Origin of the sequence: Brevundimonas sp. (assembly GCF_029945885.1) — a bacterium.
In the GTDB taxonomy this organism is placed as follows: domain Bacteria; phylum Pseudomonadota; class Alphaproteobacteria; order Caulobacterales; family Caulobacteraceae; genus Brevundimonas.
Window position 1 is genome coordinate 1 of sequence record NZ_JAQSDK010000012.1, and the last position, 26,754, is coordinate 26,754.

At 67.1% G+C, this 26,754-nt stretch carries 30 protein-coding genes and 1 tRNA gene; 13 read left to right on the forward strand and 18 right to left on the reverse strand.

Annotated features, from left to right (window positions below; genetic code table 11):
• Window positions 1-3 precede the first annotated feature (3 nt).
• Window positions 4-78, forward strand: a tRNA-Asn gene (locus PSV00_RS06395).
• A 142-nt stretch (window positions 79-220) separates the two neighbouring features.
• Here the strand turns inward: PSV00_RS06395 and PSV00_RS06400 are convergent.
• The gene (locus tag PSV00_RS06400; RefSeq protein WP_300445684.1) at window positions 221-985 is read right to left on the reverse strand and encodes a hypothetical protein; all 765 of its coding nucleotides are present in this window, start codon (window positions 983-985) and stop codon (window positions 221-223) included.
• Between the two features lie 82 nt (window positions 986-1,067).
• Between PSV00_RS06400 and PSV00_RS06405 the strand changes: the two genes are divergently transcribed.
• A complete protein-coding gene (locus tag PSV00_RS06405; RefSeq protein ID WP_300445685.1) occupies window positions 1,068-1,673 on the forward strand; it encodes a TIGR00730 family Rossman fold protein in 606 nt (201 codons plus the stop codon).
• A 120-nt stretch (window positions 1,674-1,793) separates the two neighbouring features.
• Window positions 1,794-2,090 (forward strand): hypothetical protein, encoded by a 297-nt coding sequence (locus tag PSV00_RS06410; RefSeq protein WP_300445686.1) that lies wholly within the window; start codon window positions 1,794-1,796, stop codon window positions 2,088-2,090.
• 22 nt (window positions 2,091-2,112) lie between these two features.
• Here the strand turns inward: PSV00_RS06410 and gltX are convergent, their stop codons facing one another.
• From gltX to PSV00_RS06425, 3 genes are all read right to left on the reverse strand, one after another.
• Window positions 2,113-3,447, reverse strand: a complete 1,335-nt coding sequence (gene gltX / locus PSV00_RS06415) for a glutamate--tRNA ligase (RefSeq protein WP_300445687.1) — start codon at window positions 3,445-3,447, stop codon at window positions 2,113-2,115.
• An 81-nt stretch (window positions 3,448-3,528) separates the two neighbouring features.
• Window positions 3,529-3,963 (reverse strand): RNA polymerase-binding protein DksA, encoded by a 435-nt coding sequence (gene dksA, locus PSV00_RS06420; RefSeq protein ID WP_300445688.1) that lies wholly within the window; start codon window positions 3,961-3,963, stop codon window positions 3,529-3,531.
• Window positions 3,964-4,146: 183 nt separating this feature from the next.
• Entirely contained in the window at window positions 4,147-4,575 is a 429-nt protein-coding gene (locus tag PSV00_RS06425; RefSeq protein WP_300445689.1) for a flagellar assembly protein FliX, read from the reverse strand.
• A 183-nt stretch (window positions 4,576-4,758) separates the two neighbouring features.
• Between PSV00_RS06425 and PSV00_RS06430 the strand changes: the two genes are divergently transcribed.
• From PSV00_RS06430 to PSV00_RS06445, 4 genes are all read left to right on the forward strand, one after another.
• Window positions 4,759-5,862 (forward strand): flagellar basal body P-ring protein FlgI, encoded by a 1,104-nt coding sequence (locus PSV00_RS06430; protein WP_300445690.1) that lies wholly within the window; start codon window positions 4,759-4,761, stop codon window positions 5,860-5,862.
• Between the two features lie 2 nt (window positions 5,863-5,864).
• A complete protein-coding gene (locus PSV00_RS06435) occupies window positions 5,865-6,173 on the forward strand; it encodes a rod-binding protein (protein ID WP_300445691.1) in 309 nt (102 codons plus the stop codon).
• On the forward strand, window positions 6,170-6,631 hold the full coding sequence (locus tag PSV00_RS06440; RefSeq protein ID WP_300445692.1) for a flagellar basal-body protein FlbY: 462 nt from the start codon (window positions 6,170-6,172) through the stop codon (window positions 6,629-6,631). The genes PSV00_RS06435 and PSV00_RS06440 overlap by 4 nt, the downstream gene beginning before the upstream one ends.
• Window positions 6,632-6,693: 62 nt before the next feature.
• The gene (locus tag PSV00_RS06445; RefSeq protein ID WP_300445693.1) at window positions 6,694-8,292 is read left to right on the forward strand and encodes an EAL domain-containing protein; all 1,599 of its coding nucleotides are present in this window, start codon (window positions 6,694-6,696) and stop codon (window positions 8,290-8,292) included.
• Between the two features lie 48 nt (window positions 8,293-8,340).
• On the opposite strand, the gene PSV00_RS06450 is transcribed toward PSV00_RS06445, so the two are convergent.
• Complete coding sequence (locus PSV00_RS06450) at window positions 8,341-8,478, reverse strand: hypothetical protein (RefSeq protein WP_300445694.1); 138 nt, start codon at window positions 8,476-8,478, stop codon at window positions 8,341-8,343.
• Between the two features lie 148 nt (window positions 8,479-8,626).
• Between PSV00_RS06450 and PSV00_RS06455 the strand changes: the two genes are divergently transcribed.
• Window positions 8,627-9,133, forward strand: a complete 507-nt coding sequence (locus tag PSV00_RS06455) for a group III truncated hemoglobin (protein WP_300445695.1) — start codon at window positions 8,627-8,629, stop codon at window positions 9,131-9,133.
• 25 nt (window positions 9,134-9,158) lie between these two features.
• On the opposite strand, the gene PSV00_RS06460 is transcribed toward PSV00_RS06455, so the two are convergent.
• On the reverse strand, window positions 9,159-10,265 hold the full coding sequence (locus PSV00_RS06460; protein WP_300445696.1) for a DUF5694 domain-containing protein: 1,107 nt from the start codon (window positions 10,263-10,265) through the stop codon (window positions 9,159-9,161).
• Window positions 10,266-10,578: 313 nt separating this feature from the next.
• Here PSV00_RS06460 and uvrA point away from each other — a divergent pair, with 313 nt between their 5' ends.
• Window positions 10,579-13,527 (forward strand): excinuclease ABC subunit UvrA, encoded by a 2,949-nt coding sequence (uvrA, locus tag PSV00_RS06465; protein ID WP_300445697.1) that lies wholly within the window; start codon window positions 10,579-10,581, stop codon window positions 13,525-13,527.
• A 25-nt stretch (window positions 13,528-13,552) separates the two neighbouring features.
• Here uvrA and PSV00_RS06470 read toward each other — a convergent pair whose 3' ends face one another.
• Together PSV00_RS06470 and PSV00_RS06475 are read right to left on the reverse strand one after the other, a co-directional pair.
• Window positions 13,553-14,434 carry a hypothetical protein gene (locus PSV00_RS06470; protein WP_300445698.1) on the reverse strand — a complete coding sequence of 294 codons (882 nt, stop codon included), beginning with the start codon at window positions 14,432-14,434 and terminating at the stop codon, window positions 13,553-13,555.
• 28 nt (window positions 14,435-14,462) lie between these two features.
• On the reverse strand, window positions 14,463-15,404 hold the full coding sequence (locus PSV00_RS06475) for a hypothetical protein (RefSeq protein WP_300445699.1): 942 nt from the start codon (window positions 15,402-15,404) through the stop codon (window positions 14,463-14,465).
• A 63-nt stretch (window positions 15,405-15,467) separates the two neighbouring features.
• On the opposite strand from PSV00_RS06475, the gene trmFO reads away from it, so the two are divergent.
• From trmFO to PSV00_RS06490, 3 genes are read left to right on the forward strand one after another with little or no spacing between them, the layout of a single operon-like run.
• Window positions 15,468-16,871: a methylenetetrahydrofolate--tRNA-(uracil(54)-C(5))-methyltransferase (FADH(2)-oxidizing) TrmFO gene (gene trmFO / locus PSV00_RS06480; RefSeq protein WP_300445700.1), complete on the forward strand. Its 1,404-nt coding sequence runs from the start codon at window positions 15,468-15,470 to the stop codon at window positions 16,869-16,871.
• Window positions 16,871-17,074, forward strand: a complete 204-nt coding sequence (locus tag PSV00_RS06485) for a hypothetical protein (RefSeq protein ID WP_300445701.1) — start codon at window positions 16,871-16,873, stop codon at window positions 17,072-17,074. Before trmFO ends, PSV00_RS06485 begins: the two co-directional genes overlap by 1 nt.
• A 9-nt stretch (window positions 17,075-17,083) precedes the next feature.
• Window positions 17,084-17,962, forward strand: a complete 879-nt coding sequence (locus PSV00_RS06490) for an oxygenase MpaB family protein (protein WP_300445702.1) — start codon at window positions 17,084-17,086, stop codon at window positions 17,960-17,962.
• A gap of 60 nt (window positions 17,963-18,022) precedes the next feature.
• On the opposite strand, the gene PSV00_RS06495 is transcribed toward PSV00_RS06490, so the two are convergent.
• Window positions 18,023-18,565 (reverse strand): cytochrome b, encoded by a 543-nt coding sequence (locus PSV00_RS06495; RefSeq protein ID WP_300445703.1) that lies wholly within the window; start codon window positions 18,563-18,565, stop codon window positions 18,023-18,025.
• Window positions 18,566-18,789: 224 nt separating this feature from the next.
• Here PSV00_RS06495 and PSV00_RS06500 point away from each other — a divergent pair, with 224 nt between their 5' ends.
• Window positions 18,790-19,188 (forward strand): host attachment protein, encoded by a 399-nt coding sequence (locus PSV00_RS06500; protein ID WP_300445704.1) that lies wholly within the window; start codon window positions 18,790-18,792, stop codon window positions 19,186-19,188.
• A 194-nt stretch (window positions 19,189-19,382) separates the two neighbouring features.
• On the opposite strand, the gene PSV00_RS06505 is transcribed toward PSV00_RS06500, so the two are convergent.
• From PSV00_RS06505 to PSV00_RS06545, 9 genes are all read right to left on the reverse strand, one after another.
• Entirely contained in the window at window positions 19,383-20,006 is a 624-nt protein-coding gene (locus tag PSV00_RS06505) for a squalene/phytoene synthase family protein (protein WP_300445705.1), read from the reverse strand.
• Between the two features lie 70 nt (window positions 20,007-20,076).
• Complete coding sequence (locus PSV00_RS06510; protein ID WP_300445706.1) at window positions 20,077-20,697, reverse strand: hypothetical protein; 621 nt, start codon at window positions 20,695-20,697, stop codon at window positions 20,077-20,079.
• Between the two features lie 82 nt (window positions 20,698-20,779).
• The gene (secF, locus tag PSV00_RS06515; protein WP_300445707.1) at window positions 20,780-21,748 is read right to left on the reverse strand and encodes a protein translocase subunit SecF; all 969 of its coding nucleotides are present in this window, start codon (window positions 21,746-21,748) and stop codon (window positions 20,780-20,782) included.
• Entirely contained in the window at window positions 21,748-23,346 is a 1,599-nt protein-coding gene (gene secD, locus PSV00_RS06520) for a protein translocase subunit SecD (RefSeq protein WP_300445708.1), read from the reverse strand. The genes secF and secD overlap by 1 nt, the downstream gene beginning before the upstream one ends.
• A 30-nt stretch (window positions 23,347-23,376) precedes the next feature.
• Window positions 23,377-23,682, reverse strand: a complete 306-nt coding sequence (yajC, locus tag PSV00_RS06525; protein WP_300445709.1) for a preprotein translocase subunit YajC — start codon at window positions 23,680-23,682, stop codon at window positions 23,377-23,379.
• Between the two features lie 111 nt (window positions 23,683-23,793).
• Complete coding sequence (locus PSV00_RS06530) at window positions 23,794-24,849, reverse strand: peptidoglycan DD-metalloendopeptidase family protein (RefSeq protein ID WP_300445710.1); 1,056 nt, start codon at window positions 24,847-24,849, stop codon at window positions 23,794-23,796.
• Window positions 24,850-24,960: 111 nt separating this feature from the next.
• A complete protein-coding gene (locus PSV00_RS06535; protein ID WP_300445711.1) occupies window positions 24,961-25,605 on the reverse strand; it encodes a protein-L-isoaspartate(D-aspartate) O-methyltransferase in 645 nt (214 codons plus the stop codon).
• Entirely contained in the window at window positions 25,602-26,396 is a 795-nt protein-coding gene (gene surE / locus PSV00_RS06540; RefSeq protein WP_300445712.1) for a 5'/3'-nucleotidase SurE, read from the reverse strand. The genes PSV00_RS06535 and surE overlap by 4 nt, the downstream gene beginning before the upstream one ends.
• On the reverse strand, window positions 26,396-26,754 hold a 359-nt coding region (locus PSV00_RS06545), incomplete at its 5' end, for an aminoacyl--tRNA ligase-related protein (RefSeq protein ID WP_366944639.1). The genes surE and PSV00_RS06545, both read right to left, overlap by 1 nt.

Below are 26,754 nucleotides of genomic sequence, written 5' to 3' on the forward strand. Positions count from 1 at the left end.
TGTTCCGCGGTAGCTCAGTGGTAGAGCAGCCGACTGTTAATCGGCTGGTCGTAGGTTCGAATCCTACCCGCGGAGCCACTCGCCTTCCCTTCCCGGCAAATTGCCAAGAAAAAAGCCCGACGCACGCGCCGGGCTGAAGTGGTTTGGTGATGGTGGGTGTCTCCAAAGAAGGAAGACCATCCCTGACTCGACTGTTTCGGTTAAGCCAACCCTAACAGCGTCAGCTGCCGCGATCCGGCAGCCAGGTCGTCTGCGGGGCTCCGGCCGCCCCCTTCCAGCGCACGCGCCAGCCGGAACCGGCCCGCTCGGCGGAAAACGCACCGCCCGACGCAGCCGAATCGCCCGGATAGTCAAAGGCCGCGTCCCGCACCCGCACGGTCACCCCGCCAGCACCGGCCCGGTTAAGAACGGCGGTCCAGCGGCCGTCTGCGTCCGGGATCGCATTCATGACCGGGGCGCTGCCGACCGAGACCGGAACACTCTGGGCCGTGGATCCGGTGCGCCCTGACGCCAGCAGCACCCGGCCGTCGCTGTCGATCGCGGCCAGCACCGGTGCGGAGTCGAGGCGCAGGCTGGCGCGTCCCGGACGGAGCAGGACGATCGGGCCGTTGCCGCCACGCAGAATCAGCAGCTGTTCGGGTGCCGGAACCGCATCCTGTCCGACCTGGGCCTCGGGAATCAGCAGCAGGTCTTCAGCGGGCGCGGCCATGCGAATTTCAAAACGCCCGTCGTCGTCGCTGCTGGCGGCATAGGCGGCCCCGGCCTCCTGTCGCAACACGACCCGTCCACCGGGATCGGCCAGGCCGCGCACCGTCAGGCCGTCAGCGGCCACGCTGACCGAGGTGATTCGTGGCGGCGCGGTCCAGCTGCTGGCGGGCCCAGACGGCGTCGGGGTCGCAACGGGACCGGGCTCGGTGCAGCCGGTGACCAGGCCGAGGGACAGCGCCAGCCCGACGGCGGCGCCCGATGCGATCCGACGTTTCATACTCATCACCGGCACTATATGGCTGTTGTCCCAGATAGCGCGCCCGGACGCTTGCTGTCTCCCCCTTCGCGCCTGAGGAATCATGTCGTCCACTCCCGTCACCATCGCTCCGTTCGACGGCCTGTCCGTCTGCCTGTTCTGCGGCTCGTCCGACACTGCCCACCCTGACTATACGGTCGCGGCCCGGGCCTTTGGCGCAGCCACGGCGGCGCAGGGCTGGCGGCTGGTCTATGGCGGCGGCGGGGTCGGTCTGATGGGGGCCTCGGCCCGTGGAGCCCACGAGGCCGGCGGCCGGGTCGTCGGGATCATGCCGGGCTTCCTGCGCAGTCGTGAGCGGCTCTACGACGAGGTCGAGACCATCGTCGTCACCTCGATGCACGAGCGCAAGACGCTGATGTACGATCAGTCCGACGCCTTCGTCGTCGCCCCCGGCGGGGTCGGAACCCTCGAGGAGGTCATCGAACTTCTGTCCTGGAAGCGCCTCGATCTCCACGCCAAGCCGGTTATCTTTCTCAATATCAATGGCTTCTGGGAAACCCTTTTTGCCCTGATGCAACATACGGTCGACGAGGGCATGACCCCGCCGTCCTTCCTCCAGGCCTGGGTGGTCTGCGATACGGTCGAGGCCGCCATCGCCGCCATTCGCGAGGCGGAACACACACCGGCCTTGCAACATGATCGCCGTTAAGTAATCAGTGATCAGGTGCTGATGTCCGTCTTCTTGCGAAACGGTAGTTGACAGTTTTTATAGAAAACTGACATTGGCGGTCCGGGGCGCTCCAGCCCCGCCTTATCCGGAGTTGCCCCCATGCGTGCCCTGATCATCGCTGCGGTTATGTTCGCTGCCGCGCCCGCCCTGGCCCAGTCGCCCGCGGAAACCGCTCTCACCCTGGCCGACGCCGTCAGTGCCCCTGCCGGCACCACCATCATCGACGGTGCCGCCTGGCGTTGCGAAGGCGCGGTCTGCACGGCCGCCGCCCGCGCCAGCCAGCCGGCATCGCGCGCCTGCCGCCGCGTCGTGGCCCGCCTCGGCAAGGTCACCGCCTTTTCCTACAAGGGTACGGCCCTGACGGCCGCCGAACTGGCCGTCTGCAACGCCGACTGAGGCCTGCGGGGCGGGGTCGGCCTCAGGCCGCCTCGCCCTTCAGACGCTGCACGATCCGGTCGCGACCGATCATCGGCACCAGGGTGGCCATATCCGGCCCGTGCGCCTGTCCGGTCAGGATATGCCGCAACGGCATGAACAGGGCCTTGCCCTTGGCCCCGGTCGATTCCTTGACTGCATTCGTCCACGTCGACCAGGCCGTCTCGTCGAGCGTTTCCGGCAGGACCGCCAGCGCCGCCGCAGCAAAGGCCGGGTCCTCGATGACGGGGGTGACCGGCCCGCGGACCAGAACCGCCAGAGCCTTCACATCATCGAATTTCTGCAGGTTCTGCCGCATCAGCGTCCAGAAGGCCTCGCCCAGATCGCAGTCCAGGGCCGCCAGCCGCGCGCGCGCGACTTCATAGGGCATGGCATGCAGGGCCTGGGCATTGAGCCGGTCCAGATCCGCCGTGTCATAGCGCGCCGGCGAGCGGCCCATCTTGGCGAAGGCGAAGCTCTGTCCCAGGGCCTCGACCGACTCCCCGACTTCCAGCGGGTCGGAGGTGCCGATCCGGCCCAGATGGCTGGTGATGGCGATCGGCTCATAGCCCATCTCGCGCATCTCGCTGATCGACAGCGAACCGATCCGTTTTGACAGGGCCTGACCATCGGCCCCGACCAGCAGGGTCGTATGACCGAAGTCGGGGATGGGGCCGCCCAGGGCTTCGAAAATCTCGATCTGGGCTCCGGTATTGGTCACATGGTCCTCACCCCGGATCACGTGGGTGATGGCCATCTCGATGTCATCGACGACCGACGGCAGCGTATAGAGGAACAGGCCGTCTTCGCGGATCAGGACCGGGTCGGACATCGAGGCGGTATCAACCTCGGCATGACCCCGCGCCAGGTCTTCCCAGGCGACGCGCTTGCCCTCGAGGCGGAAACGCCAGTGCGGCTTGCGCCCTTCGGCCTCATAGGCGGCCTTTTCGGCGTCGGTCAGGTCCAGGGCGGCGCGGTCATAGATCGGCGGCAGGCCCCGCGACAGCTGCACCTTGCGGCGGCGGTCCAGCTCATCGCCGGTCTCATAGCAGGGATACAGACGCCCGGCGGCCTTCAGCCGTTCAGCGGCCGCCTCATAGCGGTCAAAACGTTTGGACTGGTTGAATCGCTCGTCCCAGACCAGACCCAGCCAGGTCAGATCGTCCTCGATGCCCTGTTCGAAGGCGGCGGTGGACCGCGCCAGATCGGTGTCATCGATACGCAGGACGAACTGGCCGCCATGGGCCCGGGCGAAGAGCCAGTTGATCAGGGCCGTGCGGACATTGCCGACGTGCAGCTTGCCGGTGGGCGACGGGGCGAAACGAACCTTGACGGACATGTATGTGGTAACCTCGAAAGCGAGGCGCGTTGGTCGCGCCACCACCTCCGCAAGTCAAGCCGCTGTGCCGTCAGCCGACGATCAATCGTCCCGGTGGACCCGCTCGCGACGCTCATGCCGCTCCTGGGCCTCGACCGACAGGGTCGCCGTCGGACGGGCTTCCAGCCGCCCGAGAGAGATGGGCTCGCCGGTTTCCTCGCAGTAGCCGTAGTTGCCATCCTCGATCCGGCGCAGCGCATCCTCGATCTTGGAGATCAATTTGCGCTGACGATCCCGGGTCCGCAGTTCGAGGGCCCGGTCGGACTCCGAAGAGGCCCGGTCCACGAGGTCGGGATGGTTCTCGGTCTCGGCCTTGAGATTGACGACGGTTCCACGCGACTCGCGCAGAATGTCTTCCTTCCAGGCCAGCAATTTCTGCTTGAAATAGGCGAGCTGTCGCTCGCTCATGAACGGCTCATCGTCGCTGGGCTTGTAAGCGGCCCCGGCCTCGACAACGGTAGACGTTAATGCGTTCATCGCACTCACGCTCTTCTTCTAAGCACCCCCCTGCGGCGCAGCCCTGCCTATAGGAGGGGTGAAGAGTCGTCGCAACGCGGTTCGCGTCAGAGTGATGTCGACAAGCGTGCCTCGGCGCGGAAACGTGACAATTCTTCATCACTTTCGCCCTCAGGCCGAGAATATCCCGTTGAAATCGGTGATTTATGTTGCGGTGCGGCGTAGATCGGCCTTGGCCAGTTCCACTGCGGCGCGGATATCGATCTGGTCCAGCAGGCCGTCCAGACCGGGGTCGCCGTCCAGCGATCGTTCCTCGCGCAGGGTGCGGGCCAGCCGCTCCAGCGCCCCCTCACCGGCCTCGCCGGACAACAGGGCCAGCTTCACCTCTTCCAGCCGGTCCAGCAGGCCGTTGCCGCGCCGGATCGCCCGACGCCGGCGTTCGGTCGCGTCCTCGACGCCCTGCAGGGCCATCAGGGCCGAGACCCCGGCCACGCCGGAGACCCCGCCGGCCGAGGGTGTTGCTCCGGCCGGAGTCGCGCCTGAGGCGGCAGGCAGGGCAAAGCCACCGCCGCTTCGCGACGGCCGGGCGGAAGACGATGACGACGACGGACCCGACGGGCCGGTGACCTTCATGCGGGCGAACTCCAACTGATGCCCGACACTGGCCGGGGTCCGTCACTGTTTGGTTAATGGCCCGGCAGATTTTGCCGCCACTTTCCGGGGGCGATCAGACCCCGTCGCTGTTTTTCCTGCATTATTTTCGCGGCACGATCCTCGCAAGGTTAATCACGACACCAGTCATTGGACGTCCGACCTATGAAAAAACTGCTCGCCGCCTTGCTCGCACCGCTCGTTCTGGCCGGGATTGCCACCCCGGTGGCGGCCCAGTCCCGAATCAAGGACATCGCCGCGGTCGAGGGCGTCCGCACCAACCAGCTCGTCGGCTACGGCCTCGTGGTCGGGCTGAACGGCACCGGGGACTCGCTACGCAACTGCCCGCTGACCCGCCAGTCGCTCGAGGGCATGATGGAACGCCAGGGCGTCAACATCCGCGGGGCCAATGCCAATACCAAGAATATCGCGGCCGTCATGGTCACCGCCGAACTGCCGCCGTTCTCGACGCCCGGCTCGCGCATCGACGTCAATGTCGCCGCCATGTGCGACGCCAAGAGCCTGCTGGGCGGCCAGGTCCTGGTCACCAGCCTCCAGGGAGCCGATGGCGAGGTCTATGCCGTGGCCCAGGGATCGATCCAGACCGGGGCGGTCTCGGCCTCGGGCGGCTCCGGCTCCTCGGTGACCCGCGGCGTCCCCACCGCCGGCCGTATCGCCTCGGGCGGGGTGGTCGAACGCGAGACCGGCTTTGAACTGGCCAATATGGACGAGGTCCGGCTGACCCTGCGCAACCCCGACTTCACCACGGCCCAGCGCGTCTCCGCGGCGATCAACCAGGTCTATCCCGGCACGGCCATGGCCGAGAACGGCACCGTCATCGCCCTGCGCGCACCGGGCCAGATGGGCATGGCCGGCTTCATCAGCCAGGTCGAGAACCTGACCGTCCGGGTTGATGTCCCGGCCAAGGTGATCATCGATGAGGTCAACGGCGTCATCGTCATGGGGGATGCGGTTCGCGTCTCCACCGTCGCCATCGCCCAGGGCAATCTGACCATATCTGTGCAGGAATCCGCCCAGGTCAGCCAGCCCCTGCCCTTCAGTCGCGGCGAGACGGCGGTCGTGCCCGAGTCGACCGTGACCGTCGAGGAGGAGCTGGGTCGGGAGATTCGCATCGTCAACGGCGGCACCTCCCTGTCGACCCTGGTCAACGGGCTCAACGCCCTGGGGGTCAGCCCGCGCGACATGATCGGCATCCTGCAGGCGATCAAGGCCGCCGGTGCCCTCCAGGCCGATATCGAGGTGATGTGATCATGAGCGACCTGTCCGTTCCCGCCGCCCTGCTCCAGCCCCTGGCCGCGCGCCCGGCCGCCACCGCGGCCGACGTCGCCCGGACCCGCGAGACGGCGGAAGCCTTCGAGGCCTCCTTCCTGTCCCAGATGCTGAAGCCGATGTTCGAGGGGCTGTCGACCGATGGTCCGTTCGGCGGCGGCGAGGCCGAGTCGACCTGGCGCGGCTTTCTCGTCGACGCCATGGCCAAACAGACGGTCAAGGCCGGCGGCATCGGTCTGGCTGACCGGGTCATGACCGAAATGCTGAAGATGCAGGAGCAACCCGCATGACCCCTCGCAGCGCCGCCGAAGAGGCTTCTGATCTCAATGCCACCGGCCGTTTGCGCCAGCTGATCACCCTGACCGAGCGGCTGACCCAGCGCCTGATCGAGGAATCCCGGGCCTTCGAGGCCCGTCGCCCGCAGGACGTCGCGGTCGGCATGGCCGAGACCCGTGACCTCGCCAATCTGTACCGGCGGGAATCGGCCCAGGTGAAGGCCAATCCGGCGGTCTTCGCCGGCGGCGGACTTCGCGAACGCAAGGGCTTGATCCGGGCCACCGAAGCCTTCGAGGCTGTGCTGGCTCGCCACGTCCACGCGGTTGAGGCGGCCCGGGTTATTTCCGAGGGTCTGGTCAAGGCCATCGCCGAGGAGGTCGCCAACGTCCGCGGCTCTCCCTCGGCCTATGGGTCGTCAGGCCGGGCCGCAGCCGGTGACGGCCGCGCCGTGGCGTTGAATCGTACCGCCTGATCGTATCCCGTTAAGCCTGTTCGTCGCCGCGTCCTTTACGAATCCGGGCGCAGAGGTGACGGATGAGTATTTCCCCGCGCCTTCTCGGCCTCGCCTTTGCGTCTGCCGACACCCTGATCGAGATCGACGTCGACGGTCGCGTCGTGATGGCGATCGGGGCCGGACCCGTGTCCGGAATCGACCCCGGGACCACCTGGGTCGGGCGGCCGCTCAAATCGCTTCTCGGCAGGGCCAGCGCCGTCGTCCTCACGGACGCCCTGGCCAAACTCCAGCCGGGCGTGCGGTGTCCGGCAGTTGATGTCGTGGTCGTCTGCGACAAGGACCATGTGCGCCGGGCCCGACTGCGGATCTTCCTGCTGCCCGAGATCGCCCCGGCGGTGTCCTGCGCCCTGTCCTATGAGGGGACGGCCTTCGCCCTGGCCGTGCCCCAGGCCCCGCCGATGCTGGACGCCGACACGCTGATCAATCGTGTCCAGCTCGCCCTCGATGAGGGTCGCAAGAGCGATGAAGTGTCCCTGGCCTTCGTCGACATCCCCGGCCTGGGCACCGAAACGGATGAATCGCACCGCCGCGCCGAGGCCCGGATCGAAGCGGCCCTGCAGTCGGCGTCGATCGACGGTGCCAGCGCGGCGCGCCTGACGCCCGAGCGGTTCGCCGTCCTGTGTAATCCCGGCGATGACACCGCCGCCCTCGTCGAACAGGTCCGTGACGCCGGGGCCGCCGAGGGACTGGACATCCTGTCGACCTCGACCCAGGCCGGCATCGACGCCGGCCTGCCCCCCGGACTGGTCATGCGGGCGCTCCGCGTCGCGCTCAAGGCCTGTATCGAGAGCGGCCAAAACCTCCGTCCCGACCAGATCTTCTCCGAAAACCTCAAACACACGCTGCAGGAGGCCGAACGCTTTTCGGCCCTGGTGAAGAAGCGTGACTTCAAGCTGCATTTCCAGCCGATTCACGATCTGCGGACCGGTGAGATCCATCACCTCGAAGCCCTGGCCCGGTTCGATGACGAAAGCCCCGCCGGGACCGTTGCCCTGGCCGAAGCCCTCGGCCTGATCGACAAATTCGACCGGGCCGTGGTCGAAAAGGCCCTGCAGCAGATGCGCCGGCCCGGCTTTACCCACCTCACGGTCGCGGTGAACCTGTCGGGCGCGTCCCTGTCCAACGACATCTATATCCAGACCCTGCTGAAAATGACCCAGCCCTTCCCCGAGGTCCGGTCCCGCCTGTTGATCGAGGTCACCGAGACCGCAGCCGTCGGCGACCTGGAAGCCGCCAACCGCCGCCTCGGCCTGCTTCGCGACGCGGGCATCCGGGTCTGCCTCGACGATTTCGGGGTCGGGGCGGCCTCGTTCGAATATCTGCAGAACCTGTCGGTCGACATCGTCAAGATCGACGGCAGCTTCATTCGTGACGTCGATACCAGTGAGCGAACCCGCACCCTGCTGGGCCATCTGGTCGGCCTGTGCCGCTCATTGAAGGTGGCGACCATCGCCGAGATGATCGAGACCGAGGCCCAGGCCGATGCGGTCCGCGCGCTCGGCGTCGATATGGGGCAGGGTTTTCTGTTCGGCCGGCCGTCGGCGGATCCGGTCATGCCGGTGCCCGCCAGGGCGACTCCTGTGCGGCGACGTCAGGGTGAGGTCACCGGCTGGGGCTGACCCCGCCGGACGCTTCCGTCATCGTTATCGGTAGGCCCGTACCCGGGATCAGTCGCCCCGGTGCCGACGGGTGCAGTCGGCACGAATGCGGATCGGCACCGGCTTTGGCCGCGGTGTCAGCGCCACAAGCCCGGCCACGACCGTAGCGAGGGAAAGGGCCAGACCGATTTCCAGGGCGTGGATCATGGGATGTGTGCCTCTTGTACTGACGCGAGAGGTTGAGAATGGCGTCTGAAGCCGGCTGCCGCAAGGGACTTCCGCTCACGGTTGGGTGACGGCGACGCGGTGTCGCGGGTCGATGGCCTCCGGGGCCGCAACCGCCTATGTCAGGGCCATGCCCCCGTCGCCAGACACCGCCGGTCTGCCCTCCCCCTCCCGCCGCGAGACCATCACGCGCGCTATCGAGGCGGACACCGGAATCGATCCGGCCATGATCTCGCGTCTGGTCGACAGCTTCTACGACCGCGTCCGCGACGACGCCCTGATCGGACCGGTCTTCGCCGGACGCATCCGCGACTGGGGCCCGCATCTGGCGCAGATGAAGCTGTTCTGGTCCTCGGTCGCCCTGATGACCGGCGTCTATCACGGCCGCCCCATGCCCAAACACCTGCCCCTGCCGGTCGACGGCCGCCATTTCGACCGATGGCTGGAGCTGTTCCGGGCCACGGCCCGCGACGTCTGCCCGCCGGCGGCGGCCGACCATTTCATCGAACGGGCCCAGCGCATCGCCGAAAGCCTCGAACTGGGCATCGCCGGGGCCAACGGCGTCCTGCTGCGCAAGGGCGAACGCTATGTGCGGCCGACCGAGGCCTGGGTGCCGCCGCGATCCCCCGACCGGTAAGCGCTTGCGTCAGGTACCCGTCCCGTTACCGCAGCACGGCGATGGCGTCGGTCAGCTTCACGTCATGCATCTGGTCGAGATAGGCTTCATAGTAGCCCTTGTGGGACGCCCCGACGATCGCCAGCAGCCGGGTGCCTGGCTTAAGCCCCAGCACGTCCCGGATATTGGCCACCATGCGCAGGTTGCGCGTCTCCCAGTAGGCCAGGTAGCTGCGACCGAAGCCCTGCGGTGACGGCTCCATCAGGGCCGCACCGAAGTCCGACTGATAGACCTGCATCGCCGCTTCGGGCGCATTGTAGGTCCGGTACATGTCCAGCACGCCGTCTTCGCGCGCCAGGCCGGCGGTCAGGCGGGCATCGGCCTCCTGGCGGGCGTGGGTCGCGGGATTGTCCCAGGCCGCCATGATCGCCGCACTGTAGGCCTCCGGCTCGGCCGAATCCGGGGTGTCCGCCGAATGGTCATCCACACTCCACAGCCGTTCCAGACCGAGGCGTGCGGCCAGGACGGCGGCGATGAGGTTGGTCTCGTTGGGACTGTCCTTGCGCCGATTCAGGTTCGCCACAAGCGCATCCGTCAGGCCGTCTTCCGCCCGCCGCTCGTCCGGGACCAGTCGAAGCCATTGCACAAGCGCCGATCCCGGCTCTCCCGCGGCCAGCAAGACCGCCGCCAGTCGGCGCCGCTGTCCGGGCAGCGGCCGCTCGGGCCAGGCCGCCAGCAACCGCTCTGCCTCGGCATTGGCGGCCGGCACATCCAGTCCGGTGGCCAGCCCCGCCGCCGTCGGATCGGGACAATAGCCCGCCACCGAGTCGGCGTAGCGGCTCGGATAGCGCCGCAGGCTGTCGCACTGCAGGCCTGACAGGTTCTCGGTCGCGATGGCGGTCGGCCTCCAGGCCTCAAGCCGGATCAGCAGGGGTTCCAGCATCTCGGGTCGAAACGTGTCGCCAAGACTGGACAGGTGCTGCGTCCCGAGAACGAGCACCTCGTTCGGCGTGCCGACAGCGGGACCCTTCAACTGATCGGGATGGAAGGCCGCGCGATAGTCCTCGCCGGACTGGGCGGCCGCGACCGTTGGAAGGACAGCGACCGACAGGACCAGAACGGCGAACAGGGACGCGTTGAACGGATTTCTCATGGGCCATTTCCTGTACGGCTCGGTGTGACAGCCTCCGGCTGATTGAGCCCACCATCCAACGGAAACGGGCCCGGAACCCGTTAAATTTCGGACAGCCTCACACCATCCCGACCCGGGCGGTGATGCCGCCGACCAGGGCTGCAGGTGATCCCGTTCTGCCTGTCAGGCCCGCATCGCCGGGGGCCGGGTGGAATCGGACAGGCTTTCTGGCCGGGCAAATGTTCTTATATTGTTCTTGCTGAAACCCGCGAATTGATCCCCATATAGCGGTGTGGCCCTGACCCCTGCCGATCCCGCCGCGTTTCCGGATTCCATGACCGAAAAACACAATTTCATCCGCGTCCGCGGTGCCCGCGAACATAATCTCAAGGGCGTGGACGTCGATATCCCGCGCGAACAGCTGGTCGTGATGACCGGCCTGTCCGGCTCGGGCAAATCCTCCCTCGCCTTCGACACCATCTATGCCGAGGGCCAGCGCCGCTATGTCGAGAGCCTGTCGGCCTATGCCCGCCAGTTCCTCGAACTGATGGGCAAGCCCGACGTCGACCTGATCGAGGGTCTGTCCCCGGCCATCTCGATCGAACAGAAGACCACTTCAAAGAACCCGCGCTCGACGGTCGGCACCGTGACCGAGATCCACGACTATATGCGCCTGCTCTGGGCCCGGGTTGGCGTACCCTATTCGCCAGCCACCGGCCTGCCGATCGAGAGCCAGACCGTCTCCATGATGGTCGACAAATTGACCGCCCTGCCGGAGGGCGAGCGCCTGCTGCTGCTGGCCCCGGTCGTGCGCGGCCGCAAGGGCGAATACCGCAAGGAGATCGCCGAATGGCAGCGTACCGGCTTCCAGCGGCTCAAGATCGACGGCGATTTCTACGCCATCGAGGACGCCCCGGTCCTCGACAAGAAGCTCAAACACGACATCGACATCGTCGTTGATCGTATCGTCACCAAGGCCGGGCTCGAGGCCCGCTATGCCGATAGTCTCCAGACCGCCCTGAACCTGGCCGACGGCCTGGCCACCGCCGAATGGGCCAGTCCGCCCGAGGGCGAGGAGCCGCGTCGCATCGTCTTCTCCGAGAAATTCGCCTGCCCCGTCTCCGGTTTCACCATCGCCGAAATCGAACCGCGCCTGTTCTCGTTCAACAATCCGTTCGGGGCCTGCCCGACCTGCGATGGTCTGGGAGTCAAGCTGGCCTTCGACGCCGACCTGGTCATCCCCGACCGCGACAAGGCCCTGCACAAGGGGGCCGTCGCCCCCTGGTCCAAGGGGCCCTCGCCCCTCTACACCCAGACGCTTCAGGCCCTGTCGCGCCACTACGGCTTCTCGATGGACAAGCCCTGGCGCGACCTGCCGGAACAGGCCCAGTCTGTGATCCTGCGCGGCACCGGCTCCGAGAAGATCAAATTCGTCTATGACGACAATGCCCGCACCTATGAGGTCTCCAAGACCTTCGAGGGCGTGCTGCCGAACCTGGAACGCCGCTGGCGCGAGACCGACAGCGCCTGGGTGCGCGAGGAACTGGGTCGCTACCAGTCCGAGACCCCGTGCGAGGCCTGCGGCGGCAAACGCCTCAAGCCCGAGGCCCTGGCCGTCCGGATCGACGGCTCGGACATCGCCGACATCAGCTTCCTGTCGATTTCGAAAGCCTACCTCTGGGTTTCGACCCTGGCCGAGCGGCTGACCGACAAACAGCTCGAGATCGGCCGCCGCATCCTCAAGGAGATCAGCGACCGGCTGCGCTTCCTCAACAATGTCGGCCTCGACTATCTCAGTCTGTCGCGCGCCTCGGGCACCCTGTCCGGCGGCGAGAGCCAGCGTATCCGTCTGGCCAGCCAGATCGGCTCGGGCCTGACCGGCGTCCTCTATGTGCTGGACGAACCCTCGATCGGCCTGCACCAGCGCGACAATTCCCGCCTGCTGGAAAGCCTGCGCGGCCTGCGCGACCTCGGCAATTCCGTGCTCGTCGTCGAGCATGACGAGGAGGCCATCCTCACCGCTGACTATGTGATCGACATGGGCCCCGCCGCTGGCGTTCACGGCGGCCACATCTGCGCCGAAGGCACCCCGGCCGAGGTGCTGGCCAATCCCGCGTCCCTGACCGGCAAATACCTGTCCGGCGAGCGCGAGATCGCCCTGCCCGTCGACGGACGCCGCCCGATCAACCGCAAGAAGATGCTGAAGATCAGCGGGGCCACGGGCAACAATCTCAAGAACGTCACCGGGGAGATCCCGGTCGGTCTGTTCACCTGCGTCACCGGCGTGTCCGGCGGCGGCAAGTCCACCTTCACCATCGAGACCCTGTACAAGGCCGCCGCGCGTCGGCTGCACAATGCGTCGGACGCCCCGGCCAATTTCGACCGGATCGAGGGGCTCGAGAATTTCGACAAGGTCATCGACATCGACCAGAGCCCGATCGGCCGCACCCCGCGTTCGAACCCGGCCACCTATACCGGCGCCTTCGGCCCGATCCGCGACTGGTACGCCGGCCTGCCGGAGTCAAAAGCCCGTGGCTACGGCCCCGGCCGCTTCAGCTTCAACGTCAAGGGCGGCCGCTGCGAGGCCTGTTCCGGCGACGGCCTGATCAAGATCGAGATGCATTTCCTGCCCGACGTCTATGTCACCTGCGACATCTGCAAGGGCAAACGCTACAACCGCGAGACGCTGGAAATCGTCTTCAAGGGCAAGAGCATCTCCGACGTTCTCGACATGACCGTCGAGGAGGCAGCGACCTTCTTCAAGGCCGTGCCGCCGATCCGCGACAAGATGCTGACCCTGGAACGGGTCGGTCTCGGCTATGTCCAGGTGGGCCAGTCGGCCACCACCCTGTCGGGTGGCGAGGCCCAGCGGGTCAAATTGTCCAAGGAACTGTCGAAACGGGCCACTGGCAAGACCCTCTACATCCTCGATGAGCCGACGACCGGCCTGCATTTCGAGGACATCCGCAAACTGCTGGAAGTGCTCCAGGAACTGGTCGAGGCTGGCAACACCATCGTCGTCATCGAGCACAATCTGGATGTGATCAAGGTCGCCGACTGGCTGCTCGACTTCGGGCCCGAGGGTGGTGAGGGCGGCGGCGAGATCGTCGCCACCGGCACCCCGGAACAGGTCGCCGCCGACCCGGCCAGCTGGACCGGTCGCTACCTCAAGGAGGTGCTGGACCGCCACGAAACCCGTCGCAAGGCCCGGGTGGCGGCCCTGACCCGCGCGGCGGTCGAAACGCCGAAGGCCAGACCGGTCAGGACCAAAAAGCCCGCCTGACCGGTCGGCGGTTCGCTCCTGTCCGTCAGCCCGCCTTCAGGTCGCGATAGGCGGCCGAATAGGGCGCATAGACCACGGCCAGTTGCAGGGCCGACAGGACGGACTGGACCGCGATCCAGCCCGCGACCATCGGCCAGGCCGCCTGAAGGATCTGCAGGGTGGTCTGTCCGTCCATCGTCGCCAGATCGCCGCCGGTCCCCAGCAGCATCGTCACCGGCAGGGCCACCAGTCCGCCCAGCAGGCCGACGACCATCGACATGATCCAGGCGATGATCGCCATGCCGATCAACGGCCAGACGTGTTTGCGCGTCATGGCGAAGGAATCGAAGATGGCGATCCGGCCCTCGGCGACCGTGATCGGCACCGCCAGGCTGAACCGTACCGCCAGCCAGACCAGCAGGACGACGAGGCCCAGGCCGGCCAGCACCACCAGAATCCACAGGGCGGGAATACCGGCATTGGCCGTGAACCCGGCCAGGATACCCACGGCCATGGCGGCGACCATCAGGAAGATCCCATACAGGACCGCCAGGACGATGGTCACGGCCAGGGTCCGCAACTCGTCCATCCCCAGTCGCAGATAGCCGAAGGCGCTCTGTTCTGGCCGCACCACGGACCGGACCACGGCAGCGTTCATCACCGACCCGAACAGCAGGGATACGGGAATGACCAGGGCGAAGAGCGGCACATAGCTTCTCCAGATCGCCGCCATCTGTTCCGGGCTCGGCTCCTGGGACCCCTGCAGGCCCTCCATCGCCGCCATCAGGCTGGCGATCGAACCGCCGGCCAGGGCAAACAGCGTCCCCATCATGGCGATATAGGCCAGGGCCCAGAATATAACGGTCAGCGGCTTGCGCCGAACGACGCGGAAGCCTTCGAAAGCAGCCTCGGTGGCGGAAAAACTCATCGCATGTCTCCTGCGGGTCTGGACGGGATCAAAGTTCCGGCGCGTGCGCCGGTTCCGCCACTGGTTCGGTGACGGGCGGCGGGGCACTGCTGTCCGCCAGCTGGCGGCAGGCCGAGGCAAAGGGCGCGATGCCCAGGGTGACGAACACGCCGTAAATGAACGACAGAACCACACCGCCGAGGGCGCACCAGGGCCAGTTGGCTGTCATCCACGGGATCGGGTCGCCCCAGTTGGCCGGATTGGCCCAGGCCTCGAAGGTCTGCGCGTCCGTAACGACACTGCCCATCCCGACGGCTGCGAGGACCGCGACGCCCAGGGCTATCTCGATCAGCAGGACGATCAGGCACAGCAACACCATCATGCCGAACAGCGGCCAGGTCTGGCCCCGCCCCAGACGCCAGCCCTGAACAAAGGCGAAGTCCCGGTACAGCACACTGGCCGGGGCGATCAGGCTGATCCGCGCCATCATCAGCCAGACACCGAGAACCAGCACCAGCACCAGGGCCGAGATCGCCATCCAGTTGCCCGGCGAATTCAGCTGCCAGACGGCATAGCCGACGGCCGCGCCCAGCAGGACCAGGACGATCAGGGCCACATAGATGCCGACCATGGCGGCAATACCGACCACGGCGACACGAAACTCGTCCATGCCGAGGCGCAGCGAGAAGAAGCCCGTCTCCTTCGGCCGGACGGCCGCGCGCATCACGGCGGTGTAGACCACGGCAATAACCAGCAGCTGCAGGATGTTGAGCAGGCCGCTCATGCCCTGGAACTGCAGCATCCGACTGAATTCCGGCTCGGTCCCTGTCTCGGCCGAAGCGATCACCTCGCCCATCATCGGCAGCATGACCAGGAAGGTCGCGGCCGTCGGCAACAGGATCAACAGACCCCACACAAAAACAGACAGCGGTCGTCGCCCCACAAGGCCGAACGCATCGCCGAACGCAGTACCGATTGAAAATCTGGCCATTAGACCCCCCTATTGCCCGCGGCCACGCTAGCCCGGATGCGGCGGCAAGGCTAGAAGCCGTCCATGACAGCCTCCTCCCCCGCCCCCATTCACATCATCGGCGGCGGCCTCGCCGGTTCCGAGGCCGCCTGGCAGATCGCCTCGGCCGGTGTCCCCGTCGTCCTGCACGAGATGCGCGGCGTGCCCGGCGTCAAGACCGACGCCCACCATACGGATGGCCTGGCCGAGCTGGTCTGCTCCAACTCTTTCCGCTCCGACGACTGGGAGCATAACGCCGTCGGCCTGTTGCACGCCGAGATGCGGGCCCTCGACTCGATCATCATGCGCTGCGGCGACGCCCATCAGGTGCCCGCCGGCGGGGCCCTGGCGGTCGACCGTGACGGCTTCTCGCAGGCGGTGACCGCCGAACTGGAGGCCCACCCCCTGATCACCATCGTCCGCGAGGAGATCGCCGGCCTGCCGCCGGAAGACTGGGACAATGTCATCGTCGCCAGCGGCCCCCTGACCTCCCCGGCCCTGGCCGCCGCCATCCTCGAACTGACCGGCGAGGACGCCCTCAGCTTCTTCGACGCCATCGCCCCCATCGTCCACGCCGACAGCATCGATTTCGACATCGCCTGGCGTCAGTCACGCTACGACAAGGAAGGCCCGGGCGGGGACGCCGCCGCCTACGTCAACTGCCCGATGGACAAGGAACAGTACGAGGCCTTCATCGACGCCCTGCTGGACGGGCCCAAGGCCGAGTTCAAGGAGTGGGAGAACGTCCCCTATTTCGACGGCTGTTTGCCGATCGAGGTGATGGCTGAACGCGGCCGCGAAACCCTGCGCCATGGCCCGATGAAGCCGGTCGGCCTGACCAATCCGCGTGACCCCCAGGTCAAGGCCTATGGCATCGTCCAGCTGCGTCAGGACAATGCGCTGGGCACATTGTTCAACATGGTCGGCTTCCAGACCAAGCTGAAGCACGGGGCCCAGGCCGAGGTCTTCCGCATGATCCCCGGCCTGCACGAGGCCCAGTTCGCCCGCCTCGGCGGCCTGCACCGCAACACCTTCCTCAACTCGCCCAAACTGCTGGACCGCCAGCTGCGGCTGAAGGCCATGCCCCGCCTGCGCTTCGCCGGCCAGGTCACCGGGGTCGAGGGCTATGTCGAAAGCGCGGCCATGGGCCTGCTGACCGGCCGCCTCGCCGCGGCTGAGCGCCTCGGCCGCCCGCTGGAGTCGCCGCCGGTCCACACCGCCATGGGAGCGCTGGTCGAACACATCACCGGCGGCCACCTCGACGGTCCGGGCGGCATCTCCAAATTCCAGCCGATGAACATCAACTACGGCCTGCTGCCGCCGCTGGAGGCCCCCAAGGTCACCGAGGACGGGGTCAAGATTCCGCTCAAGGAACGGGGGCGGGCCAAGAAACGTCTGATGAGCATCCGCGCGCTGGAAGCCCTGAAGGCCTGGCGGGACGCGGCCTGATGACGACGCAGGAAACCGAACTCGACCGGCTGAAGGCCCGCAGGGTTACGACCCTGTTCCGGCTCGACATGATCAACCAGGGAGCGCGGATTCACTATGAGGACGGAACCCCGGTCGACATGGCCTCAGAAAAGGACCGGCTCGACGCTGTCGTTGTTGATCTCGATCGCCGTATCGAAAAGCTAGAACGCGCGGAGGGCTGAATCCCGGTGTTGGACTTCGCCCGCGCGGCCATTCGTCAGCGGATCAGTGACGTCTTCAACGACGCCGACAAGGGCGAGCGGCCGGTGCTGCGCCGCGCCGACGCCCTGTTCGCCCCCGACAGTGTGGCGTGGAGGGTCAATGGTGACGTCGTCACCATGATGATCGGCGGCGTCTCGGGCCTGTTGCTGCAGATGTTGCATCCCGCGGTGCTGGCCGGGGTCTGGGATCACTCCGACTTCCGCGCCGACATGCACGGCCGGCTGCGGCGCACGGCCAAATTCATCGCCCGCACCACCTATGACCATGCCGATGCGGGCCGCGCCGCACTGGACCGGGTCAACCGTATCCATGCGAAGCTGGGCGGCACCCTGCCCGACGGCACCCCCTATCGTGTCACCGACCCCGCCCTGCTGGCCTGGGTCCATGTGACCGAGACGATCAGCTTCCTCGACGCCTGGATTCGCTATGCCGAGCCCACGATGCCGATGGCCGAACAGGACGCCTATTTCGACGAGATGGCGGTGATCGGCCAGGCGTTGAACGCCGATCCCGTGCCCCGCACCCGGGCCGGGGCCGAGGCGCTGATCCAGTCGTACCGCCCCCGGCTGCGCGCCGACGCCCGCACCCACGAGGTCGCGGCCCTCGTTATGGCCCAGACCGTCGGCTCGCCTGCGATCGACATCGCCGCCGGCGTGATCATGCAGGCGGGTCTGGACCTGCTGCCCGACTGGGCCCGGGCCATGCACGCGCCCCACGCCGGCGGCCTGCCTCGCCCCGTCATGCGTGGCGCGGCGCGCAACACCGCCAATCTGATCCGCTGGGCCTTCGAGAGCTCGCCGAACAGGGCCGTCTGGTCGGGTGACGTAACGGACTTTCCGACGCGCTGACCGGCCAGGGCCGTCGCGTTCCGGACAGCGCTGAAGGCCGGATGGGACGCTACCGCCCGATCAGCGGGGCATCATCCGGCGGAGGGTCCCGTCCTTCAGCACATAGTGGTGGATCAGGGCCGCCACCGCATGCAGGCCGACCAGCCAGTAGCCGACCGTGCCCAGGGTCTCGTGAATCTCCTTGGTTCGATCGGCAAGCGCCTCGTTCGCACCCGTCAGGGCGGGCAGGCCGAGGCCGAACAGCCGCACCGGATCACCTTCGGCGCTCAGGGTCAGCCAGCCCAGCAGGGGCATGGCGATCATGAAGCCGTACAGTGCCAGATGCCCTGCTGACGCGGCCCAGGCGGCCACCCCGGCCGGCCGGGGCCGGTTTCCGCCAAAACCGCGCGCGATCACCCGCACCCAGACCAGGATGAAGACCGTCAGTCCCAGGCTGAAATGCCAGGCCTTGAAGGCCTCGCGGCTGTCGCTGCCTTTCGGAAATTCCTGGCGCAGCAGGATGGTGGCATAGACCGCCACCAGCAGCAGCAGCATCAGCCAGTGCAGGGCGATGGACAGGCGGCTGTAGGCGGGCGGCGAACGGTCGGTTGTGGCGAGGCTCACAGTCAGGCTCCTGATAGGTTTCAAACAACCTGTGCCGTCGATCTGGCAGGATCGTTGATCCAGCGCAAATCACGCGGCCGCCGGATCGACCACTGTACAGCGGGACGGGAACGCTGGCGCGGCATCGTCCCACTCGCCAGGCCCTGATTCCGGATCGATCCGGCCGGGGAACCGCGCCGGACTTCAGCTATTCACTTGCCTGCTCACCCAAAGGATTTCTGCTCATGATGCTTTCTCCCGGTACCCTGGTCGCCGTCGTCGATGGCGAGACACTGAACCTGTTCAGGAACAGCGGCACCCATACACCCGAGCTTACCGCCCTGCCGTCGGCATCGGTGCCGGACAGGACATCGGGCACGGCCGGACACCGCTCCAGCTCCGCCAACCCGGACAACGACACCCAGGCTGAAGACGGATTCGCCGCCGGCGTCGCCGCCCTGCTGAATCAAATGGCGCTGTCGGGCGAGTTCGACGATCTGGTTGTCATCGCGCCCCCCCGCGCCCTGGGGGAGCTGCGCAAACACTGGCACAAGGCACTCGAGGCGAAACTGGTCGGCGAAATCGCCAAGGACCTGAGGCATCAGACCCCGGACGAGATCGCGGCGGTGATCGCCAAGGCGTAGGGAATACCGGCCCCGTGACCGACCCCGGTCAGTCCGGGGTCACCGCGTCCACCCACTGGGCGTCCAGCACTTTACCCGTGGCGATATTGCTCCCGGTATAGCAGCCCGGCGAGACCACATGGTCATCGCTCGGCAGGACCGTCACCGGCGTCGCTGCAAAACCCTGCCATTGCTGGCCGATCCGCGACCGGCGGTCAGACCCGCCCGGTCGCCACGCTCCAGGTCAACCGCAGCCGCTTGACCGGTTCGGGCGCATCCGTCCGCGTCAGCGCGGCATGGGCCACGGCCGGAAAGGCCTCGGCCGGCAGCGCCTTCAGCGCCCGGTTCGCGGCCGCCCGCAACCCCCGCGCCTCATCCGTTCGCCCGACCTGGCCCAGGCCGCGTATCCGACCGGCCGTCACGACCGCTCCGTCCAGTCCCGGTCCGGCCAGCACCCGCACCGCCGTCTGCATCGGCCCGACATAGAAGGCGTCCAGATCATGCGGTTCGCCGTGGACCCGGCCGACATGGGCCTCGATCAGGGCATCGAACGGGGCCCGCTCCAGCGTATGGCGGTTCACCAGATCGGTCAGGGCCTCCAGCACCGGATGGCCCTTGCGGGCGGTGCCGGCGAACACCCCGTCCATCTGTTCGCGCCACCAGACGTAACGCATCTCGGCCAGCAGCGGCTGGGTCACCCGGGTCGGGATCGCCAGCAACTCGGCCTCAAAGGCATAGAGGGTGATCAGGTCCGACCGGGCCTGCACCTCGGCCACGAACCGGCTGGACAGCCAGCGGTCGATGTCGGCGGCACGGACCTGGGCGTCGAGATCGGTCATCGGACTTCAATAACGCGCAAGGCCGGAAAGGTCGCCCTTCCCGGCCCCGCGTCTGGTTTGAACCGGCGGATCAGCCGAACAGGGTCTGGTACATCGCCATGGCGGTCAGCATGGGCAGGGACAGCAGCGTATTGGTGCGGCTGGCCAGCATGGCGACGCGGGCGGCCTTGGCCTTGGCGGCGTCGTCGACCACGATCATGCCGAGGGCCCGCTTCTGGTTCGGCCAGATGATGCCCCAGACGTTGAGGAACATGACGATGGCCAGCCAGACGCCGATCCCCATCAGGGTGAATCCCTTCTGGTCCTCGGTCAGGCCACCGGCCAGGCCGAACGACAGCACCTCCATCGCATAGGCGTGGCCGCGCATGAACATGACCCCCAGGCCGGCGACCACGGTCGCCAGGGCCGACCAGCGGAACCAGAACAGGGCCTCGGGCGCGATGTATTTGCCGATGGCCGGCTTCAGCTCGGCCGGAATCGACGGCATGACCCGGATCTGGACGAAGTTGAAATAGTACAGCAGGCCGATCCACAGGATGCCGGCCAGAACGTGGGTCCAGCGCAGCACCGCCTGCCAGAACAGGCCGTCAAAGCCGCCGGGCGAGACACTGCCGAAGGCGAAGATCATCACCCCGGCCAGCACGAGGCTCAGCAGGATGGTATTGCGGAAATTCGATAGCAGCTTGCCCATGTCCAGCCCCTCCCAAGGCGGCGCGATACGCGACGATTCGTGATCATAGCGCCGGGCGAACCCGGCGGGAATACAGACGTCCCTAAGGGCGGCTGGCCATGCCCAGCTTGATGGCCGTGGCTTCCTCGTCGCGGCTGCCGCGCTTCACACCCCACAGCAGGATGATCGGTGCGCCGACATAGATCGACGAATAGGTGCCGATGATGATGCCGAACATCAGCGCCAGCGAGAAGCCGAACAGGGCCGCGCCGCCGTAGACGGCCAGGGCCGCCAGCACCATCACCGCCGTCATGCCGGTGATAATGGTTCGCGACAGGGTCTCGTTGATCGACAGGTCGATCACCTCGCGCAGCGGCATGGTCTTGTATTTGCGCAGGTTCTCACGAAGACGGTCAAAGACGACCACGGTGTCGTTCATCGAATAGCCGATCACCGTCAGGATGGCCGCGACCATGTTCAGGTTGAACTCCAGCTTGAACAGGACGATCAGGCCGAAGGTCAGGATCACATCGTGAACCAGGCCGGCCACGGCACCGAAGCCGAACTGCGGCTCGAACCGGAACCAGATGTAGGCAAACATCAGGACCACGGCCATGCCCAGGGCCCAGAGCCCCTTGCTGAACAGCTCGCCGGAAACCTTGGAGCCGACGACCGACACACCCGAGAAGGTCACATCGCTGACCACGGTGCTGATGGCCCCCTGCACCCGCTGTACGACCGCGGTCTGCTCTTCACCGGCGGGAATCTGGAAGCGCACGATGGCGCTGCTGTCGGTATCGATGCCCTGCACCCCGACCTCACCGATGTTCAGCGCATCAACCGCGCCACGCACCGCACCCAGGTCCAGGGTCTGGCCGCCGCTGCGGGTCAGTTCCATCGCCGCCCCGCCGCGGAAGTCGATGCCCATGTTGAGACCGGGCACGAAGACGCTCACGAGCGACGCGACGCACAGCACGACGGACAGGACCGCAGCCACGCGGGCGTATTTGACGAATTTGAAATTCGTCGTCTTCGGCAGAAGTTTGATCAGGGGCCATCCACGCATCGTCATCACTCCGCGTCCGCGATCGGCAGTTTCTTGGGTTTGGCAACCTTGAGCCAGAAGGCCAGCAGGACCTGGGCCGTCAGGATCGCGGAGAGCATAGAGGTGACGACGCCGATACTCAGCGTCCAGGCGAAGCCCCGAACGGGGCCCGCACCGAAGGCGAACATGATGGCGGCGGCCACCAGGGTGGTGACGTTGGCATCCATGATCGTGCCCCAGGCCTTGCCGAAGCCGGTGTCCATCGAGGCGATCACCGAACGGCCCGCCCGGGCCTCGTCACGCATCCGTTCGTAGATCAGCACATTGGCGTCCACGGCCACCGCGAAGGTCAGCACCAGACCGGCGATGCCGGGCAGGGTCAGGGTCGCCTGGGTCAGCGACATGGCGGCGATGATCAACAGGCCGTTCAGGATCAGGCCGATCACCGAGATCCCGCCGAACAGCAGGCCGTAGGCCCCGATCATGAAGACGACGATGATCAGGAAGCCGATCACCGTCGACAGCTTGCCGGCGCTGACGGCGTCGGCCCCCAGCTCGGCGGTCACGGTGCGGCGTTCCTCGACCTTCAGCGGTGCCGGCAGGGCCCCGCCGTTCAGCAGGTTCACCATTTCCGAGGCCGAGGCGATCGTATAGCCGCCCTCGATGATGCCCTGACCGCCGGTGATCGCACTGTTGATGCGCGGGGCCGAGATCACCTTGCCGTCGAGGATGATGGCGAAGGGTTTGCCGATATTGGCGGCCGTGGCCACGGCGAAGCGGCGCGCGCCGGCCCCGTCAAAGCGGAAGCCGATGGCCGGCCGCCCCTGCTGGTCGCTGTCGACATTGGCCCGGGTCAGGTTCTCACCCGACACCAGCACCCGGCGCTTGACCAGATAGGGGGTGTTGTCCTCGCCATACATCAGCTCGGAGTCCGGCGGCACCCGTCCGGCCAGGGCATCGGCGACCGAATTCTCGACATCGACCATCTGGAAGGTCAGCTGGGCCGTCTGGCCGATGATCCGCTCCAGGGCCTCGGGATCGCTCTCGCCCGGGGCCTGGATGACGATCCGGTCCGCGCCCTGGCGGGTGATCGAGATCTCCTTGGTGCCGGTCTTGTCGACGCGGCGGCGCACGACCTCGATCGACTGGTCGACCGCGGTGGCGCTCATGCTGTTCATCACGGCATCGCTGAAGGCGAAACGGATCCGGTTGTCGGACAGGCGCTGGACCTGGCGTTCGGCGACGCCATTGGCCCCCGGGGCACCGGCCAGGGTCTGCAGGGCGGCGAAGGCCGTGTCATACTGGCCGGCGTCGGCGACGGTAACGATCGTGCCCCCGGCGTCGCGTTGCAGGTTGTTGGTGCTGATCCGGGCCTCGCGCAGGGTGGTGCGCACGTCCTCCATCAGATTGGTGATCTTCTTCTCGCGCATCGCCGGAACGTCGACCTCGAGCAGCAGATAGGAGCCGCCCTGCAGGTCGAGACCGAGGTTGAGGGTATTCTTCGGCAGCCAGCCCGGCAGGGCGTCGCGCTGCGCCGGGCTCAGCAGATTCGCGTAACCGAACAGCAGACCAAAGGCGAGCGTGGCGGCGAGAAGGATGACCTTCCAGCGTGAGAGATGGATCATTGGGAGAGTCCCGGGCCTTTCAGGGCGACGTCAGGCCTTGGCGTCGTTGGCGGCGATGGCGGTGCGGTCGCGGACGTCGGTGATCATCGCCTTGATGACCCGGACGTTCACGCCCTGGGCGATCTCGACCATGGCTTCGTCAGTCTCGACGCGGGTGACCTTGCCGACCATGCCGTTGGACATGACCACGGTGTCGCCGCGCTTGACGGCCGCGACCATCTCGCGATGGCGCTTGGCCTGCTGCTGCTGCGGGCGGATCAGCATGAAGTAGAACAGGACGATGACCGGGACGAAGAAGATCAGGGTGCCGAACGGCCCCTCCAGAATACCCTGCACAGCGTTCTCCATGGTCGCGGAGCCCGTCGCCGGAACTCCCTTGAAATGAGGCGCGGAAACTAGGGTGCGTGGGCAGACAATGCAACGCGCCGTTCCGCTTGAATTTCAGGCCTAGCGCGGCAGTACCGTCAGGGGATCGATCGCGGTCGGCTCGTCGCCGCGCATCCGCCAGGTCTCGAAATGGATCGAGGGGCGACCGTCACCGGCCGTGGTGCCGACGGTACCGATCTGCTGGCCCACGCGCACGTCGTCGCCGTCCCGCACCGTGGCCGAGCCCAGATGGCCATAGACCGAGCGCCAGCCGTCGCGATGCACGACCAGAACCGTCAGCCCCTGCCCGGCCAGGTCGTCGCCGACATAGCCGACGCGACCGGCGGCGGCGGCCCGGACCTCGGTCCCGGCCGAGGCCCCGATATTGATGCCGTTATTGCGTTCGCCCATGCCGACGGGGCCGAAGCGGCGCAGGATGTCGCCCTGAACCGGCCATTCCAGATTGACGCTGGCGGCCGTCGGCGCGGCGGGGGCGACCGTGGCGGCCGGTTGGCGCGCCGGCATGGCGGCATTGCCCGACGGCGGTGGCGGGGGCGGCGGCGGCGGGGTGCCGGCGTCCGGCACATAGACGCCGACCGGCGACGGGCCGGTGGCATAGGGGTCGCGGCCGACGTCGACGGCCGTGTCCGGCAGGGTCAGGCGCTGGCCCGTGGTGATGACCCCGCGCGGACCCAGGTTGTTCAGGTCAATCAGGGTCTGGACCGGCACCTGGAAGCGGCGCCCGACGCCCGACAGCGTATCCCCCGGCTGGATTTCATAGCCGGCCCGGGCCGACAGGGCGGCGCTGCCGGCCGACGGCGGCGGGGCGGCATGACGCGGGGCATCATAGGTCGAGTCCGGATAGGCCGGGGTGGCGGTCTCGATCGGCGCTCCCGGCGGCGGCAGGGCCCCGCCGTCGATCCGTTCGCTCGGGGCCCGCGCCGGCGGCGGGGCCTCATAGGGCGGCGGCACCGGGCGTCCGGCATCGGGCACATTGCCCTGCGGATAGGCTCCCTGGCCCGGCAGCGTCGGCCGGGTCGAATAGCGTGGTGCTTCGGGATAGCTGGCGCAGGCGGCTGTGGTCAGCACCGCGCCGGCGATGATCAGGACTCTGGTCCAGGTCTTGAAGCCGGTCATGCCGCCCCTCCGTCGAACGCGTCTGGTGAATGTCCGGTTTGCCCGGTCCGTCCGCACAAGCCAACCCGTCAAAGGGTGCCAAAATTGGGCGGAAAGATTAACCGTCCCCGGTCATCCCTCCTTGGCGGTGCCCTCGACCAGCGGCACGAACCGCACCTCACTCAGGCTCTCACGCTGGAACGAGCCGTCCGCCTGGCCGGTATAACGATGCAGCATCTGCACCGAGGTCCGTCCCACCGGGGCCACCAGAATGCCGCCCGGCTTCAGCTGTTTCAGCAATTCGGTCGGTTCGGTCGGCGAGGCGGCGGTGACCATGATTCGGTCGAACGGGGCCTGTTCCGGCCAGCCCAGACCCCCGTCACCGTGGCGGGTGATGATATTGTCGATCTCCAGCTGCCGCAGCTTGCCCTCGGCCTCGACCAGCAGGCTGCGATAGCGTTCCACCGAATAGACATAGCGGGCCAGTCGGCTCAGCACCGCGCACTGGTAGCCACTGCCGGTGCCGATCTCCAGCACCCGGTGGCGCGGCTGCACGTCCAGCGCCTGGGTCATCAGGCCGACGATATAGGGCTGGCTGATGGTCTGGGCACAGTCGATCGGCAGGGCCTGATCCTCCCACGCCTGGTCCAGGAACCGCTCATGCACGAAGACCGCGCGGTCGATCGATTCCATGGCCGCCAGCACACGCGGGTCGGTGACCCCCTGCTGCCTCAGCCCCAGAATCAGCCGCCCCGCGCGCTCGTCGTTCAGCTTCATGCCGCCGCCACCGTCTTCGGCGGAGCCCCGCCCAGCAACCCCTTCAGGTCATTGACGCTGGGCCTGTGGGTCAGGTCGATATGCAGGGGCGTGACCGAGATACGCCCCTCGTCCATCGCCCGCAGGTCGGTGCCCTCGGCATGCTGCTGTTTCGTCCCGCGAAAGCTCATCCAGTAATAGTCGCGCCCGCGCAGGTCGGTGCGTTTGACCGCATGCATCTCGCCCGCCTGGCGGAAGCCCTGGCGGGTCACCTCGACCTCGGTCACCGCCTCGGGGGCCAGGGCGGGGAAATTCAGGTTCATCACCACCCCGTCTTCCCAGCGATGCGCCAGCAGCCGGCTGATGATCGGCGGGGCATAGGCCTCGGCCGTTTCCCAGTGGGCGGTGACCGCATCGTGGAAGCGCTCCAGCGACTGGCTCAGGGCGATCGAGCGGATGCCGAAGGCCATGCCCTGCAGCGCCCCGGCCACCGTCCCGGAATAGGAGACGTCCTCGCCGACATTATGCCCGCGATTGACCCCCGACAGCAGCAGGTCCGGCCGCTGGTCGCCCATCAGATCATTGACCGCCAGCACCACACAGTCGGTCGGCGTCCCGGTCACGGCGAACCGTTTCTCGCCCTGCTGGTTGACCCGCAGCGGCTCGGTCAGGGTGATGCCCCGCCCCTTGCCCGACTGTTCGGTCTGCGGGGCCACGGTCCAGACGTCGTCCGACAGCGCCCGCGCGATCCGCTCCAGACAGGCCAGGCCCTCGGCCTCGATCCCGTCGTCATTGGTCAGGAGGATACGCATCAGGCCTTGCCGCCCACATGCGTCACACCCTCGGGCATATAGCGTTTCAGCACCTCGGGCACGGCGATCCGCCCGGCCTCGTCCTGATAGTTTTCCATGATCGCCACCAGGGTCCGGCCGACCGCCAGGCCCGAGCCGTTCAGCGTGTGCACGAACTCGGTCTTCTTCTCGCCCGCCCGTTTGAAGCGCGCGTCCATGCGCCGGCTCTGAAAATCGCCGCAGTTCGAGCAGCTGCTGATCTCGCGATAGGTGTCCTGCGACGGCAGCCAGACCTCCAGGTCAAAGGTCTTCCTCGCTGAAAACCCCATGTCGCCCTTGCACAGCAGCACCTTGCGATACGGCAGCTCCAGCGCCTGCA

Excerpts from the sequence above, each read along its gene's own strand:
- PSV00_RS06405 (WP_300445685.1), top strand. The coding sequence starts at position 1,068 with ATGTCGTCCACTCCCGTCACCATCGCTCCGTTCGACGGCCTGTCCGTC.
- gltX (WP_300445687.1), bottom strand. The coding sequence starts at position 3,447 with ATGTCCGTCAAGGTTCGTTTCGCCCCGTCGCCCACCGGCAAGCTGCAC.
- PSV00_RS06500 (WP_300445704.1), top strand. The coding sequence starts at position 18,790 with ATGATGCTTTCTCCCGGTACCCTGGTCGCCGTCGTCGATGGCGAGACA.
- secF (WP_300445707.1), bottom strand. The coding sequence starts at position 21,748 with ATGACGATGCGTGGATGGCCCCTGATCAAACTTCTGCCGAAGACGACG.
- PSV00_RS06445 (WP_300445693.1), top strand. The coding sequence starts at position 6,694 with ATGAGTATTTCCCCGCGCCTTCTCGGCCTCGCCTTTGCGTCTGCCGAC.
- trmFO (WP_300445700.1), top strand. The coding sequence starts at position 15,468 with ATGACAGCCTCCTCCCCCGCCCCCATTCACATCATCGGCGGCGGCCTC.
- PSV00_RS06435 (WP_300445691.1), top strand. The coding sequence starts at position 5,865 with ATGAGCGACCTGTCCGTTCCCGCCGCCCTGCTCCAGCCCCTGGCCGCG.
- PSV00_RS06410 (WP_300445686.1), top strand. The coding sequence starts at position 1,794 with ATGCGTGCCCTGATCATCGCTGCGGTTATGTTCGCTGCCGCGCCCGCC.
- PSV00_RS06460 (WP_300445696.1), bottom strand. The coding sequence starts at position 10,265 with ATGAGAAATCCGTTCAACGCGTCCCTGTTCGCCGTTCTGGTCCTGTCG.
- secD (WP_300445708.1), bottom strand. The coding sequence starts at position 23,346 with ATGATCCATCTCTCACGCTGGAAGGTCATCCTTCTCGCCGCCACGCTC.
- PSV00_RS06425 (WP_300445689.1), bottom strand. The coding sequence starts at position 4,575 with ATGAAGGTCACCGGCCCGTCGGGTCCGTCGTCGTCATCGTCTTCCGCC.
- PSV00_RS06470 (WP_300445698.1), bottom strand. The coding sequence starts at position 14,434 with ATGAGTTTTTCCGCCACCGAGGCTGCTTTCGAAGGCTTCCGCGTCGTT.
- PSV00_RS06400 (WP_300445684.1), bottom strand. The coding sequence starts at position 985 with ATGAAACGTCGGATCGCATCGGGCGCCGCCGTCGGGCTGGCGCTGTCC.
- uvrA (WP_300445697.1), top strand. The coding sequence starts at position 10,579 with ATGACCGAAAAACACAATTTCATCCGCGTCCGCGGTGCCCGCGAACAT.
- dksA (WP_300445688.1), bottom strand. The coding sequence starts at position 3,963 with ATGAACGCATTAACGTCTACCGTTGTCGAGGCCGGGGCCGCTTACAAG.
- surE (WP_300445712.1), bottom strand. The coding sequence starts at position 26,396 with ATGCGTATCCTCCTGACCAATGACGACGGGATCGAGGCCGAGGGCCTG.
- PSV00_RS06535 (WP_300445711.1), bottom strand. The coding sequence starts at position 25,605 with ATGAAGCTGAACGACGAGCGCGCGGGGCGGCTGATTCTGGGGCTGAGG.
- PSV00_RS06530 (WP_300445710.1), bottom strand. The coding sequence starts at position 24,849 with ATGACCGGCTTCAAGACCTGGACCAGAGTCCTGATCATCGCCGGCGCG.
- PSV00_RS06510 (WP_300445706.1), bottom strand. The coding sequence starts at position 20,697 with ATGGGCAAGCTGCTATCGAATTTCCGCAATACCATCCTGCTGAGCCTC.
- PSV00_RS06485 (WP_300445701.1), top strand. The coding sequence starts at position 16,871 with ATGACGACGCAGGAAACCGAACTCGACCGGCTGAAGGCCCGCAGGGTT.
- PSV00_RS06475 (WP_300445699.1), bottom strand. The coding sequence starts at position 15,404 with ATGGCCAGATTTTCAATCGGTACTGCGTTCGGCGATGCGTTCGGCCTT.
- PSV00_RS06505 (WP_300445705.1), bottom strand. The coding sequence starts at position 20,006 with ATGACCGATCTCGACGCCCAGGTCCGTGCCGCCGACATCGACCGCTGG.
- PSV00_RS06455 (WP_300445695.1), top strand. The coding sequence starts at position 8,627 with ATGCCCCCGTCGCCAGACACCGCCGGTCTGCCCTCCCCCTCCCGCCGC.
- PSV00_RS06430 (WP_300445690.1), top strand. The coding sequence starts at position 4,759 with ATGAAAAAACTGCTCGCCGCCTTGCTCGCACCGCTCGTTCTGGCCGGG.
- PSV00_RS06440 (WP_300445692.1), top strand. The coding sequence starts at position 6,170 with ATGACCCCTCGCAGCGCCGCCGAAGAGGCTTCTGATCTCAATGCCACC.
- PSV00_RS06450 (WP_300445694.1), bottom strand. The coding sequence starts at position 8,478 with ATGATCCACGCCCTGGAAATCGGTCTGGCCCTTTCCCTCGCTACGGTC.